General features: G+C 65.6%; 13 protein-coding genes. 3 read left to right on the top strand and 10 right to left on the bottom strand.

Going from position 1 to position 13,637, the window contains the following annotated elements:
- Positions 1–88 precede the first annotated feature (88 nt).
- The 5 genes from M1D32_RS02645 to M1D32_RS02625 all read right to left on the bottom strand — a co-directional run bounded on the left by M1D32_RS02645 (position 89) and on the right by M1D32_RS02625 (position 4,152).
- Positions 89–400, bottom strand: a complete 312-nt coding sequence (locus tag M1D32_RS02645; protein WP_458780819.1) for an AzlD domain-containing protein — start codon at positions 398–400, stop codon at positions 89–91.
- Positions 397–1,194 carry an AzlC family ABC transporter permease gene (locus M1D32_RS02640; protein ID WP_458780818.1) on the bottom strand — a complete coding sequence of 266 codons (798 nt, stop codon included), beginning with the start codon at positions 1,192–1,194 and terminating at the stop codon, positions 397–399. The genes M1D32_RS02645 and M1D32_RS02640 overlap by 4 nt, the downstream gene beginning before the upstream one ends.
- Positions 1,191–1,727 (bottom strand): DoxX family protein, encoded by a 537-nt coding sequence (locus M1D32_RS02635; RefSeq protein WP_458780817.1) that lies wholly within the window; start codon positions 1,725–1,727, stop codon positions 1,191–1,193. The genes M1D32_RS02640 and M1D32_RS02635 overlap by 4 nt, the downstream gene beginning before the upstream one ends.
- A gap of 93 nt (positions 1,728–1,820) precedes the next feature.
- Positions 1,821–3,134, bottom strand: a complete 1,314-nt coding sequence (locus M1D32_RS02630) for a CoA transferase (RefSeq protein ID WP_458782264.1) — start codon at positions 3,132–3,134, stop codon at positions 1,821–1,823.
- Positions 3,135–3,252: 118 nt separating this feature from the next.
- Positions 3,253–4,152: a glycerophosphodiester phosphodiesterase gene (locus M1D32_RS02625; protein WP_458780816.1), complete on the bottom strand. Its 900-nt coding sequence runs from the start codon at positions 4,150–4,152 to the stop codon at positions 3,253–3,255.
- Positions 4,153–4,201: 49 nt separating this feature from the next.
- Between M1D32_RS02625 and M1D32_RS02620 the strand changes: the two genes are divergently transcribed.
- Positions 4,202–5,548 carry a DUF445 domain-containing protein gene (locus tag M1D32_RS02620; RefSeq protein WP_458780815.1) on the top strand — a complete coding sequence of 449 codons (1,347 nt, stop codon included), beginning with the start codon at positions 4,202–4,204 and terminating at the stop codon, positions 5,546–5,548.
- A 12-nt stretch (positions 5,549–5,560) separates the two neighbouring features.
- Here the strand turns inward: M1D32_RS02620 and M1D32_RS02615 are convergent, their stop codons facing one another.
- Both M1D32_RS02615 and M1D32_RS02610 read right to left on the bottom strand, forming a co-directional pair.
- On the bottom strand, positions 5,561–6,310 hold the full coding sequence (locus M1D32_RS02615) for a LamB/YcsF family protein (RefSeq protein ID WP_458780814.1): 750 nt from the start codon (positions 6,308–6,310) through the stop codon (positions 5,561–5,563).
- Entirely contained in the window at positions 6,294–7,100 is an 807-nt protein-coding gene (locus tag M1D32_RS02610; RefSeq protein ID WP_458780813.1) for a hypothetical protein, read from the bottom strand. The genes M1D32_RS02615 and M1D32_RS02610 overlap by 17 nt, the downstream gene beginning before the upstream one ends.
- A gap of 152 nt (positions 7,101–7,252) precedes the next feature.
- Between M1D32_RS02610 and M1D32_RS02605 the strand changes: the two genes are divergently transcribed.
- A complete protein-coding gene (locus tag M1D32_RS02605; RefSeq protein WP_458780812.1) occupies positions 7,253–8,569 on the top strand; it encodes an MFS transporter in 1,317 nt (438 codons plus the stop codon).
- Position 8,570: 1 nt separating this feature from the next.
- Here M1D32_RS02605 and M1D32_RS02600 read toward each other — a convergent pair whose 3' ends face one another.
- The 3 genes from M1D32_RS02600 to M1D32_RS02590 form a co-directional block, all read right to left on the bottom strand.
- Positions 8,571–10,913 (bottom strand): glycoside hydrolase family 65 protein, encoded by a 2,343-nt coding sequence (locus M1D32_RS02600; RefSeq protein WP_458780811.1) that lies wholly within the window; start codon positions 10,911–10,913, stop codon positions 8,571–8,573.
- A gap of 160 nt (positions 10,914–11,073) precedes the next feature.
- A complete protein-coding gene (locus M1D32_RS02595) occupies positions 11,074–11,823 on the bottom strand; it encodes an HAD family hydrolase (RefSeq protein WP_458780810.1) in 750 nt (249 codons plus the stop codon).
- A 400-nt stretch (positions 11,824–12,223) separates the two neighbouring features.
- Complete coding sequence (locus M1D32_RS02590; protein WP_458780809.1) at positions 12,224–12,862, bottom strand: alpha/beta hydrolase; 639 nt, start codon at positions 12,860–12,862, stop codon at positions 12,224–12,226.
- Between the two features lie 215 nt (positions 12,863–13,077).
- Between M1D32_RS02590 and M1D32_RS02585 the strand changes: the two genes are divergently transcribed.
- A complete protein-coding gene (locus tag M1D32_RS02585; RefSeq protein WP_458780808.1) occupies positions 13,078–13,335 on the top strand; it encodes a DUF6458 family protein in 258 nt (85 codons plus the stop codon).
- Positions 13,336–13,637 lie beyond the last annotated feature (302 nt).

The following is a 13,637-nucleotide window of genomic DNA, read 5'->3' as shown; positions in this document are numbered from 1 at the left end:
GTTGGGGCCAACTGCATAGCCGCTCTCATAGTACAACTCACCCCCACCAGCAAGGGAAGACATTCACGTCACGTTCTTACTCGTGGGTTTAGTTCCACCCCAGCATCCGGAGCAGCGCCGCCGTCCCGGCACCGGCCACCACCACCACAAGGAACGGGGCCCTCAGCGCCAGTGCGATTGCAGCTGCGGCGAGCGCACCCAGGCGCGCATCGGCTGCCAAAGCCTGCCCTGACGCAACCGCGTTCACCACCGTCAGGGACGCAAGCAAACCGATGGTCATAGTGCCTGCAATCCGCGACATCCTGGGGTTCTCCAAGAACCTGGCCGGAACAAAGTAGCCCACCAGCTTCCAGGCGTACGCCAAGGCACAGGCCATCAGCAGCCAAACCCAAAGGCTCATGTGCCTGCCCCCGATGTGCCGCCCTCGCGGCGCTGGTGGTCACGGTGTTGGCCGTCCAAGCCCTGATGGTCGGTGCCGCCGTGGTGGTGCTCCCGGTATGGATCCACGTCCGGTTCAAGGCCTTCATCGCTCCGGCCGTGCCCGAACCAGCCCATCACTGCCGCCACCACGGCAGCCACCAGGATCGGCACGCCGGCAGGAACGAAGGGCACTGCCACCACCGTGGCCACAGCGCACACCACCGCAATGGCGATCGGTTCGCGGCCCTTCAGCCGGGGCCACAGCAGGGCCAGGAAGGCTGCCACCGCTGCCCCGTCCAGTCCCCATTGCTTGGGGTCCCCCAGCCCGCCCCCTGCGAGTGCCCCCACCGCGGTGAACAGGTTCCAGAGCACGTAGATGCCGAGGCCGGCTGCCCAAAACCCGCGGAGCTGCTCAGCGGGGTCGGTCTGGCCGGTGCTGGTGGCGGTGGATTCGTCGATGGTTACCTGGGCGGCCAGGTACTTGCGCCATCCCATGGGGCGCAGCAAGGCGTTGAGCTGCATGCCGTAAATACCGTTGCGCATTCCCAGGAGCGTGGCTGCGCTCATCGCCGCAATGCCTGACCCGCCTCCACCCACTACCCCGATAAACGCGAACTGTGAGCCGCCGCTGAACAGGAGCAGGCTCAGCGCCATTGTCTGCCAGAAGTCCAGTCCGGACGTGACGGAGAGTGCGCCAAAGGATATTCCGTACAGGCCTGTGGCAACGCTGATGGAGAGCCCCACGCGCACAGCAGGGGAAGCATAAAGTTTCACTGCCCCAAACCCACTGCAGGCTTTCGAAGACTCCACGCCCAGAGGATCAACGGTGCCTGAAGCGGGAGGCGCAGGGTGTGGACCTTGCGCTGCAAAGCGGATCCCTGCGCCCCGTAGGACCGGCGGAGGGCATCGGCATGGCCGGCGAGGAAGGCGATGAACATCGCGGTAAGGGCGGTCGCGGCCGCCTTGCGCGTCGGCGGGACAAGTATGCCGACGGCGGCGGACAGTTCCAACAGGCCGCTGACGGCGATCCATTCTTCCCTGGTCATCACGGCCAGGGGCCGGCTGCGGTCAGGTTCCGGGCCGCCGTCGGAGCCAGCTGTGCCGCTGGAGGCAGCTGTGCTGCTGAAGCCAGCACCGCCGTCGGCCGGTTCGTGCCGGTACGTGTCCTCAAGGCAGAGGTAGTCGGGCACCACCTGACGGAAGAAGCCGGGGTCGCGGAAGTGTTTCATGGCGCTGGCCAGCAGCAGGACGCTCATGGCTGCAGCGGAAAGGCTCTGGCGGGCCCGGCCGGACCGGGGAAAAGGCATGGCTCCACTCAATCACAAGCGCGGCAGGCCTTTGAAACCGCAGGGCCCCGGTAAACCCTCAGTGCCACTCAAAAACCGTCCATGGGCACACCGTCAGGTCCAGGCGGAAGCCGAACTTCCGTAGGGCACAGGCGGCGAGGTGTAGTCGAGGGGTTGTCCGTCCACCAGCAGCGGCGGCAGGGCATAGCGGAGTTCCCCATAACTACTCGCCATCGTTCCGGATTCGGGTTCAGGCACCAAGCTTGCCCTGCCGCCGGAATGCACGGGCGGCAGGCTAAAAAGTTCTTCCGCGGTGCGGACCAGCGACAACCGGGCCGATCCGCCCAGGCCGTTCTGCCGGCGCCGGGCGAGCAGGGCGATGACGGCGGCGGCAACACCGTATCCGGTGGCGTGGTCCAGGGCCTGGACGGGAAGCGCACCGGGCCGCCACTCGCCGTCGTGCTTCTCCGCCCCGTAGAGGTGGGCGATTCCGGTGGCCGCCTGGACAATGCTGTCGAAACCGCGCAGGCCACGCCACGGGCCCATGCTGCCCCAGGCGTCCAGGGTGACTACCGCCAGCTCCGGCCGCCACGCCAGCAGCACCTCCGGCTCCAGCCCAAAGCGGTCCAGGGAGCCGCGGCGATAGCCGGCAACCACAACATCGGCGTTCCCCAGCAACTGTTCCAGCTGGTGTCGGCCCGTGGCTGCGGTCAGGTCGGCCTCGGCGCTCCTCTTGTCGAACCCGGTGTCAACGAACTGGTCGAGGATTTCGGGCAGTTGCGGGGGATCAATCCGCAGGACGTCGGCGCCCAGCGCCCCGAGCAGGCGGGTGGACACGGGTCCGGCGATGACCCGTGTCAGGTCCAGCACGCGCAGTCCCCCAAGTGGGCGGCGCGGGTCTTCAGCGGGGAGCCTCAGGTGACGTTCTGTACCTGTGGTGTCTTGGTCCGCAAGAGTCCAGTCGATCCATGGCCCCGCTTTGGCAGCCCCGCTCATCCCGGTCTCCATCCACATGCTGCGGCTTCGCACCGCTGCGGCAACACCCCCGTGGGATTGGATGGCGGCCTCCGCCTCGAGGGACGTCATGGCGCGCAGGGCAGCGGCCAGGCCAACTGCCGTGCTGGTTCCCAGCGCCTGCATCAACCGCTGTTCGTGGTGCGGGTAGTTGGCGTGCAGCCTGATCCAGCCGTCCTGGGTTCGGTGGAAGCCGGACAGCGGGGCAAAGCCCTGGATCTTCCGGCCGTTGATCCGCAAGTGCCCGGAGGAGTCAAAGGCGCCGGCCGCCAAAGCCGCAGTGGTTCCATAACGGCCCGGCACACCTGCCAGGAGGTTCAAGGCGGCGGCAGCAGCCCCAACGGCTCCCAGCGCGAGTCCTTCCACATCCAGCGGGCCGGCCCACCAGCTTCGGGGACCGGACCAGGGCGGCAGGGCGTTACCGGCCGCTGGCTCCCCGCCGCTGGGCACGCGCCCGGGAACGCCGAACGCGGGCTGGAGACTCCGGAACAGCGGAGGTACGCCATCGAAAGACTTGCCCACCTGTGCCTGCTCAGGTTCGCTGCGGCGAAGCCACCTGCAGCTGGCTCAGCACACGCGCCGGTACGTTTGTTGTGATCTCATGGACGCCGAGTCCCTGGCAGAGCGCCACGTCGTGCTCGGAGTCCACGGTCCACACCCGGAATCGCCGGCCCCGCTCCAGCCACCGCTGGACAGTTGCCGGGTGACGGCGCACGTAGTCGACACCTGGACCGGCCAGGAAGGCTTCGCCATGGTCCAGGATGCGCTCACCTTCCTGCTGCGCGGCTTTCATGACGTTGGCAATCGCACCGCCGGTGATCAGGCCCAGACCCAGTTCCTCGCGAAGTTCACGCACATCCACGTCATCCACCAGCTGGCAGATGTACTCGGCCGGAACCGAGCGGAGCAGGCGCCGGACAGACTCCGGGCTGAAGCTCATGAAGGTGACGGCCACGTTGTCAACGGACGAGCTCCTGGCGTCCCAGCCTTCGCTGCGGAGAACTTCAAGCACCCGGTCCTCTAGCTTGAGCTTGTACGGGCTGGGATGCTTCAGCTCGATGGCCAGTCCAACTGGCCGTCCAGCCCCGCGAAGGATTTCCAGCAGCCCGGGAAGGGTGAGGAACTGCTCGGACCGCGCACCGTACGCCTCGGGGATGCGCACACCTTTCCACGAGGAAAAGTCCAGGCGGCGGAGCTCACGCAGCGTTCGTTCCGCCACCGGCCCCGTACCATCCGAGGTGCGGTCCAGGTTGGCGTCGTGCAGGAGGACGACGTGCTGGTCGCGGGTGAGGTGGACATCGCACTCCACGCCGTCCGCCCCGTCCGCCAGCGCCTGCAGGTAGGCTGCCCGGGTGTGCTCGGCAAACGCGGCGCTCGAGCCCCGGTGGGCAAAGACCAGGGGCCGCTGCGGCACTGACTCATCACTAGTCATGGAGACACGGTAGCCGACCCGGCCCGCACTGCGGGACTAGGCTTGGCACATGCAGGTGAACTCTGAGCCAACTACCCGGGAAGCATCCACCAAACCCGCTCCGTCAGCACCGCCCAAGGCAGAGGTGCGTGCCGCCGTCGGCCACCAACTCAGTGCCGGTGACGCCGAAAAGGCGGCAGCGCTGCGGAAAATGAAGCTGCTTGCGCTGGCGCTGCTGGTGGCCATGGCGGTGATCTTTGTGTTCGCGTTCGCGCTCCAAAAGGAATATCCGTGGCTCCAGTACGTGCGGGCTGCGGCTGAAGGCGGCATGGTGGGCGCACTGGCCGACTGGTTCGCCGTCACCGCCCTGTTCAAGTACCCCATGGGCATCAAGATCCCGCACACCGCCATCATTCCGCGCCGGAAGGACCAGATCGGCGCCTCGCTGGGCGAGTTCGTGGAAACCAACTTCCTCTCCGAGCAGGTGGTGCAGGAGAAGCTGGCCAGCGTCAACATTGCCCGCCGCGCAGGCGAATGGCTGGCAACCCCGGCCGGAGCTGACAGGGTGGCCAAGGAGGGCGCGGCCGTCATCCGCGGCTTGTTCAAGGTGTTGAATGACGACGACGTCCAGGCAGTCATCGAGGGAATGGTGCGTAAGCACCTGCTCACTCCCCCATGGGGACCTCCCGTGGGCAGGATGGCCGAGCGGATTTTCCACGACGGACACCACCACAAGCTGGTGGACCTGCTCGTGGACAGGGCCGCGGACTGGGTCAGTGAAAACCACGAGACGGTCAGCCGGCTGGTGTCGGAGCGTTCGCCTACCTGGGTTCCGCAATTCGTGGACGGGCTGGTGGGCGACAAGGTGTATATCGAATTCCTCAAGTTCGTCCGGGCTGTCCAGGCAGATCCGAACCACCAGGTCCGCCAGTCCATCGACAAGTACCTGAATGACCTTGCGCAGGACCTGCAGCACGATCCGGCCATGATCGCCCGCGCCGAGGACATCAAGGCCCAGGTCTTGGGCGACCCCGAGGTCCGCGAACTGGCATCCAGGACCTGGGGAACCGTGAAGAACGCCCTCCTCGGCGCCGTGGAGGACCCGGACAGCGACCTCACCATCAGGTTCAAGGCTGCCGTCCGCGACTTTGGCTCCAGGCTGGTCAACGATCCCGAACTCGCCGGAAAGGTCAACGCCTGGATCGGCGACGCCGCCGGCTACCTGGTGCGGACGTACCGCTCCGATATTGCCGGGGTCATCACGGATACCGTTGCCCGCTGGGACGCCGAGGAAACCTCGCAGAAGATCGAGCTACAGGTGGGCAAGGACCTGCAGTTCATCCGGATCAACGGCACCGTGGTGGGTTCACTGGCAGGGCTTACGATCTTTACCGTGGCGCACCTGATCTTCGGGTGAGCGAAGCTGCACCTACGCGAAAGACTCCAGCTCCACGCCGGCAGCTTCCAGGCCCGCCCTGACGGCTGCAGCCATCTCAACCGCCCCCGGGGTGTCGCCGTGGATGCACAGCGAGTCAGGCCGTACCTGCAGCACGGTTCCATCCAGGGCCGCCACCTCGCCCTTGGTGGCCATGCGCACAGCCCGCTCAACGATCGAGTCGACGTCGTGCAGCACGGCGCCCTCCTGCGAGCGCGGCACCAGTGTTCCGTCAGCCATGTAGGCGCGGTCCACGAATGCCTCGATAAAGACCGGGTGCCCGGCTTCCTGTGCCTGCTTGAGAAGCTCTGAACCGGGCAGCCCGAGGATGGGCAGGGCAGGATCGTAGGAGTTCACGGCAGCCACCACCGCGGCGGCCTGGTCGGCGTCGTGGACCAGCCTGTTGTACAGCGCGCCGTGCGGCTTCACGTAGTCAACGGAGGCACCCACGGCGTGGGCGACGCCGTCGAGCGCGCCCAGCTGGTACAGCACGTCGCCGAACAACTCGTCGAAGGACATGTCCAGCGAGCGGCGGCCGAAACCGGCGAGGTCGCGGTAGCCCACGTGCGCACCCACGGTCACGTCCAGCTCAAAGGCGGCCCGGCAGCTGTCCAGCATGGTGACCGGGTCTCCGGCGTGGAAGCCGCACGCCACGTTGGCGCTGGTGACCAGGCGGAACATGGAGGCGTCATCCCCCATGGTCCAGGAGCCGAATGATTCGCCGAGGTCAGCGTTGAGGTCCACGGTTGTTGCCTTCCAGCGTCAGGTTGTCCGGTGCGGCGGCGTTGAGCTCGCCGGGGATGGTGTCCGGCATGGGACCAAACGCTTCCTTCGCGTTCGACACCACCGCACGCCCCATCATGAGGTTACCGGCTCCTCCTACCACTGCGCCGATGCCGAACGGCAGCGCCCGGCCGAACAGCGCTGTGCCCTGGCGCTTGAGGAGGTTCTTGAGGAAGGCTTTCTGGATCCGGGTCCGGACTGAGCCGAAACCGGGCACGGGCATCGATTTGGACAGGACGTTGCCCCAGGCCTTGGTGGCGTTAGCGCCATTGCCCGCCGCCTGGCCGCTGAGCGTTCCAAGCAGTGCAGTCCCTTCCTCGCCGAGCATGAGGGCCATGACCATGGTGCTGGCCTTTTCCGGGTTGGTGAGGCGGATGCCGTGCAGCTCTGCGAGTGAGGTGGCGTAGAGGGCGGTTGCCTCCAGGAATCCAACGGTCGCGGCTGCGGAGAGGCCGAGGGACGCCACGGTACCGACGCCGGGAACGACGGCGGTGGCGCCAACCACTGCACCGCCCCCTGTGACGGCGCGAAGGTAACCACGTTCGATGATGTCCGCCAGCTGGGCGGCAGTTGCACGGGGGTGCTTGCGCTGCAGCCGGCGGATGTAGGCCAGGACCAGCGGGCGCTGGATCTCCACCGCCCGCAGGAGCGTGTTATGGACGCCCGGCTTCGGTTTGCCGTCTGCGTCGAATACGGCGTTATGGGCCGTTTCGTGTGCGATTCGTACTGCGGGATTGCTGCGCTTGGCCATGGTCACCTCTGTTGGTCTCGCCGGCCGCGTTGGTTGCGGCCTTTCCTAATACTAAGGTTGCTTAACACTAGGCCACGGCACCCCTGCCAGACCTGGCCTTGACGGCAGCTGCCCGGCTGTCCGGGTATCCGTCCAAAGCCTAGACTTACCCTATGCCCGCTCCCAAAGCCCTGCGGCCCTTTGCCCACCGTGAGTACCGGGTACTGATTTCGGCGCTGGCCATCTCCATTTTCGGTTCAGGAATGTGGGCCGTCGCGATGGTCTACCAGGTGATCCATTTGGGCGGCGGACCGCTGGAACTGTCAGTGGTGGCTGCCGCAGGAAGTGTTGGCCTGGTGGCCTTCCTCCTGGCCGGCGGGATCGCAGCCGACCGGATTCCGCAGCGGCGCCTGATCATTGCCGTAGAGGGAGCCAACCTCGCCGTCATCGCCGCCATCAGTGGGCTCGCCATGGCCGGGTGGCTGCAACTCTGGCATCTGGCAATGGGTGCCTTTGTGCTGGGCGTGGGCGCGGCGTTCTTCTTCCCGGCTTATTCGGCCATCCTGCCGCGCATCCTGCCTGCGGACGACCTGCTCGCAGCAAACGGGGTGGAGGGTTCCATGCGGCCGGTACTTCAGCAGGCCGCCGGGCCTGCAGTGGCCGGTATCGTCGTGGCCGCCCTCTCGCCGTCGCATGCCGTGACGGCTGTGGCTGTCTGCCACCTCTCGGCCTTCATCGTCCTCAATTTCCTGGGCCAGCACTCGCTGGACGCGCCCCTCAACGGGGCCGAAGACGGTTCCCATTCTGCGGGAGCGGAACGCGGCAAATCGTCCTTCCTCCAGGACCTGCGCGAGGGTGTCATCTATACGCTGCGCACCCCCTGGCTGCTGTGGACCCTGCTGTGGGCGTGCATCTCGGTCCTGTTCCTCATCGGCCCCATCGAGGTCCTGCTGCCCTTCGTGGTGCGCGACCAACTGGGCGGCGATTCCCGCATGTTCGGCTTCCTCCTCGCCGTCATGGGCGTGGGGGCCGCGCTGGGCTCGCTCTTCACCGCTTCATTGAAGCTGCCGCGGCGCTACCTCACGGTGATGATGGTGTCCTGGGGCGCGGGCAGCCTGCCGCTGGCCGCCGTCGGGCTCATGGACAACTTCTGGGTCATGGCGGCTTCGCTGTTCATCTGGGGCGCCACCGGCAGCGTGGGCATGGTCATCTGGGGCACGCTGCTGCAGCGGCGCGTCCCGCCCCACCTTTTGGGCCGGGTCTCCAGCCTGGACTTCTTTGTGTCGCTCGCCCTGATGCCGGTGTCCATGGCCTTGGCCGGGCCCGCCGCCGAGGTACTGCCCATCTGGCTGATCTTCCTGGTGGCCGGCGTCGTGTGCCCCATCATGGCGGTCATCGCCATGATGGTGGCACGCATGGCCGACGATGAACTCGCCCACCCGCTGGACAAGGCACCTGAAGTGGAACGTTCGACGGCGGCTGGAGACTAGGTCAGTTGTTGGCCCGCACCACCGGGATGCTCGCCGTCGGATGTCCGCTGGGGAACACCGTTGGTTCCGGTTCCGGCAAGGGTTCGAGTGCTACCCGGACGGGCTCCGCACCGACGCTCAGCCGCTGGCTTCGGACATCCACGTCCAGGGCATCGCCTTCCTGGACAGTCAGGGTGATGGAACCGGCGACGAGCTCAACGAGCAGCAGGCGGCCGAGGATCTTGAGGTGGAACGTGAGGCCTTCCCATTCAGCAGGGAGCCGCGGATCGAAGTACGGGACCGGGCCCTGGTCCCGCAGCCCGGCGAACCCGCAGACGAGGGAGCTCCACACGCCGCCGGTGGAGGCGATATGCACGCCGTCAATGGTGTTGCCGTGCGTATCGTCAAGGTCGATGAACACAGCGTTTGTGAAGTGCTCAAGTGCTTCGCGGGAGTACCCCACTTCTGCGGCCATGATTCCCTGGACGCAGGCGGAAAGTGTCGAGTCGCCCGTTGTCAGCGGATCGTAGAAGTCGAAAGCACGGTGTTTTTCCTCCGCGCTGAAATCCTGCCATTGCAGGAACATCGCCAAAACGGTGTCCGCCTGCTTCAGGACCTGGTGGCGGTAGATGACCAGTGGGTGGAAATGCAGCAGCAGGGGGTACTTGGACCGGGGCGTGGTCCAGTCCCAAGGCTCCAGGGTCATGAAGTCATTGTCCTGCGAATGGACCTGCATGCGGTCGTCAAATGGCAGCTGCATACGGCTCGCGGCCGCCTCCCACAGCTGCCGCTCGTCCTGGTTGATGCCGGCATGCTCCAGGGCAGCGGCAGCACGCAGGTTGAAGCGCGCCATCACGTTTGTGTAGAGGTTGTCGTTGACCACGGCCGTGTATTCGTCCGGCCCGGTAACACCGTGGATGTGGAAGAGCCCGTCCTTGCCGAAGAAGCCCAGGGAGATCCACATGCGTGCGGTCTCAATGATCAGTTCGGCCCCCATCCCGTCACGGAACGCAGTGTCCCCCGTGGCCCAGACGTACCGGTTGGTGGCAAAAGCGATCGCAGCGGCAATGTGGAACTGGGCGGTACCGGCGGCGTAGTACGCGCTGGCTTCGAGCCCGTTGATGGTCCGCCACGGGAAAAGCGCGCCGTCCACGCTGAGTTCCTTGGCACGGATCTTGGCCTCGGGGAGGATGGCGTGGCGGAACTCCAGGACCTGCCGGGCGCCGTCCGGATTGGTGTAGGTCAAGTACGGAAGGAGGTAGACCTCCTGGTCCCAGAAGTAGTGGCCTTCGTAGCCCGAACCGGTGACGCCCTTCGCCGGAATCCCGGCAACGTCGGCACGGGCGGTTGCCTGCGCCAGCTGGAACAGGTTCCACCTGATGGCCTGCTGCAGTTCGGGCTGGCCGGCCACGACGATGTCCGAGGTGGCCCAGTAGTCGCGGTAGTGCGCCACACTTTCGGCAAAGACGTCCTGGACGGAACGCAGGTTCGCTTCCGCCACCTCCGCGGCGTCAATCGATGAATCCTGGATGGCAGCGCCGGCAGCGTAGCTGACGCTCTTTTCCAGGCGGAACGGTTCACCGGCGCTCACCGCCAGGACGTAGCGCACGCTGCTGTCATCCTGGTCCACCAGGGTGTCGAACGGCTGGTGCCCGGCGGACGTCCAGTGGTCCACGGCGATGCCCACCCGCTGCTTGGATTCGGCGGCTTCCCAGGCGAGCCGGAGCGACCCGTCACCACCGTCAAGGCGCAGGGGCAGCAGCACGCGTCCGGCGTGGCGGCCCGCCCGGCGCGGATCGTGGACGGAGTGGTCTTCCACCGGCTGGTCCTGGCGGTTTATCACGGAGGAGGTGACGTCGACGGAGACATCGCGGTCCGTGGCCACTTCCAGCGAGATGCCAAGTGTTCCCCGCGAGGCGAATCCCACAGCGCGCTGCTCCGTGGTGGTAACGGTTGCCCCGGAGCGGCACTGCCAGGTGATCCGGCATTCGTAGACCCCGGTGGAGAAATCAACGGAGCGCCGGTAGTCCAGCACCTCGGACTCGGCCAGGCTGAGGGCTTCGCCGTCGATGATGACCGTGAAGTTGTTGGCATCCGGGATGTACAGGATGCGCTGGCCCGTGCGGGCGAAGCCGAAGGCGTTTTCGGCGTGCTTGATGTCCCAGATTTCGTGCAGGCCATTGATGAAGCTGCCAGGAAGGTCGGAGTCGGCTGCGGCCCAGTGGGCACCACGGATTCCCAGATGTCCGTTACCCAAGGCAAAGAGGGTTTCCAGCGTCCCTTCGCTGCCCTGTTCGTGACGTGTCTCCACGAGCTGCCAGGGGGTGTTCGGGAACCTTTCGCGGTCCGCGGAGATGAGAGCCATGGTGTTGGGTCCTTGTGCGAGTGGCGGTGCTGCCGGTTGGCCGGCTGGGCGTGCCGATGATGATTGTGGCAGCTGGGGGTGCTGCTTACTGCTTACTGCTTGCTTAAGTGATTCGTTGTGTTCCGGCGGCGGGATGGGGACGCCACCCGCCACCGAGCGGCTAGAGGAGCTCGTCCAGATCGTTGACCACCACGGTGGCCCCGGCGTCGAGAAGCACCTGCCGTCCGGCGCCGCGGTCCACCCCGACGACGGAGTGGAATGCGCCCGCATTTCCGGCCTGTACACCGGAGACTGCGTCCTCGACCACCACGCATGCCCCGCTGGGCAGGTCCAGCAGCCGGGCGGCGTAGTCATAGGTGGCGGGGCTGGGTTTGCCGGGCAGGCCTTCCCTGGCCGCCACTACGCCGTCCACGACCACCTGGAAGTGGCTGCTGAGTCCGGCGGCTTCCAGGACAGCTGGTGCATTTCTGGAGGAGGAGACGACTGCGACCTTCAGCCCGCGTTGCAGCACGGCCTGGAGGAACCGCACTGAGCCTTCGAATGGCTCGACGCCGGCGCTGACGATGTCCTTGAAGATCCTGTTCTTCCGGTTGCCCAGGCCCTGCACCGTGATGTTGGCGGGATCGTCGTCCGTGGGACCTTCCGGAAGCACGATCCCGCGTGAAGCCAGGAAATCCCGGACACCGTCGAAGCGCGGCTTACCGTCGATGTGGTCGAAGTAGTCGCTTTCGCTGTAGCCGGCCACCTGCGGCTGCGACTCGAGGTAGCCCTCGAACAGCTCCTGCCATGCCTGCTCATGGACCGTGGCTGTGGGGGTCAGCACACCGTCCAGATCGAAGAGGATGGCAGAGGCGCCGGTCCAGGCCGAGAGTCCGGCGGTGGCGTGTTCTGTAGCCGTGTTTTCAGTCATCAGCGGTGGGTTGTCCTTTCAGGACGGCGGGCAGCCTCGAAGGCGGGATGCTGTGGGAGTGTGGAGGCCTCGATGCCCGGACGATCCGCAGGCGCGGCGGTCAATGGCCGGCGCGCAGGCCGGGGGTTGCCGCAGCCTTGCTGATCGTTAATACCATCATGGACGTGTTGCCCTCCGCCAGACAAGCCTGCGGAGGACCGGGCCGCGACCGCGAAGGCAAGGGCGCCAGGCCGTATCGGCCTGCAGTACAACGTCCGCACCGCACTGTTCTCCTTGTCCGCCCAGTTCAGGGCCGCAACAACGGCCGAAGATGAGTGTAAGCGCTTACAAATTTGGCTGGCAACTGTTTTTTCGTGCCGCGGCACTGTGACGCACTTCTCGCCCAGATTGGTCCGGGGCGCTACGCCTTCAAAGCTCCGTTGGGCTTCAACACGTAATGGCGCAGGAAGGCACTCACGTCCACCATCTCGGTTTTGGACATCGCATGCCCCATCCCCGGGTAGGTCCTGGCAGTCAGGAGGGTGTTCTCCTGGAGCCACTCCTCCGTATACGCAATCGCGTCCTCGTTGATGACCAGGTCAGCCTTGTCCCGTCCCCAGAAGAACGGCGGTTTGGTATCAAAGGATTCAGTGAGGGACAGCAGCTCATTCTCGAGCACGAATCCGGAAAGCCCCACCACGGCCACATAGTCCTTGGGGTGGAGGCGCAGCAACGTGCTGGCCATCGCCATGCCCTGCGAGTAGCCAAGCAGGCTGACGCTGCTGTGCTGGCCCTTGACGCTGTTGATCCAAGCCTGGACCGCACTGGAAGCCTTGATGACGTCGGCGAAGTCATTGGCCAGGAAGTAGTCCAGCAGGAACCAGCCGAAGTGGTCGCCGATGGGCATCGGAGCCCGCAGGGCCGCGCAGGTAAATTCAGCCGGCAGGTACTCAAAGAGCCTGACCATGCGCGACTCGTCCGTGCCGTACCCATGCATCATCACCAGCAACGGAGTACCCGCGCGCTCATCTTCCGGCTTGGACCACACAACTGTTTCCATCGAATCAGCCTAACGAGGCAGGTTGGGAACAAGGCTGAACCGGAACTCTAAATCACAGGAGTCACATCCGCCCCGCCTCACGCCACCACTAAGCGCCCAGCCCCGGTCATTGAATACGGCAACCCCGGGCTGTAGCGTGACGATTAACGGGAAGCATGCTTAGCAACCGTCAACGGGCTATGAACCACGCCCACCAGCCACAACAAGGAGCAGTCATGAGAATCGGATCCTCCATCTTCCTCATCGCCCTCGGCGCCATCCTCGCGTGGGCGGTCGCTCCAGGCCTCATCCCCTTCGTAGACCAGGTGCTGGTTGGTTACATCCTGATGGCCGTCGGCGTGATCGGCCTCATCGCCTCGCTCATCCTCGCGTCCCCGGGCCGCAGCAGGCGCATCAGCGAGAGTCGCTCCGTCGTTGATCCCAATACGGGAGAGCGCATTACCCGCAATGAAAGCCGCGACGGCAGGCTGTAGCACGGCAGGCTGTAGCCGGGCAGAAAGAACTGCCATGACCCGGGAAAGCCGGGCTGGACCATTACGGTCCGGCCCGGCTTTCTTGTCTCCGGCATTTCCATCCAGGCGAAGGCCTTCGGGCGGTCGAATGCTGCCCCCAGGCGGCCGCCCCTACCCATCACTTTGTTTCGTGTGGATTTCCATTGACAAACCAACACAAGCAAAGATAAAGTCAAGTAACACAACATCATGTGATGCCGGTCACGCACCGGCTCAGCGCTTCCATCATCAAGAGCAGCACCATCAACAGCCGCAAGATCAGG

It is taken from the genome of Arthrobacter sp. D3-16 (assembly GCF_054408515.1).
This window is presented reverse-complemented; position numbering and strand designations above follow the sequence as displayed.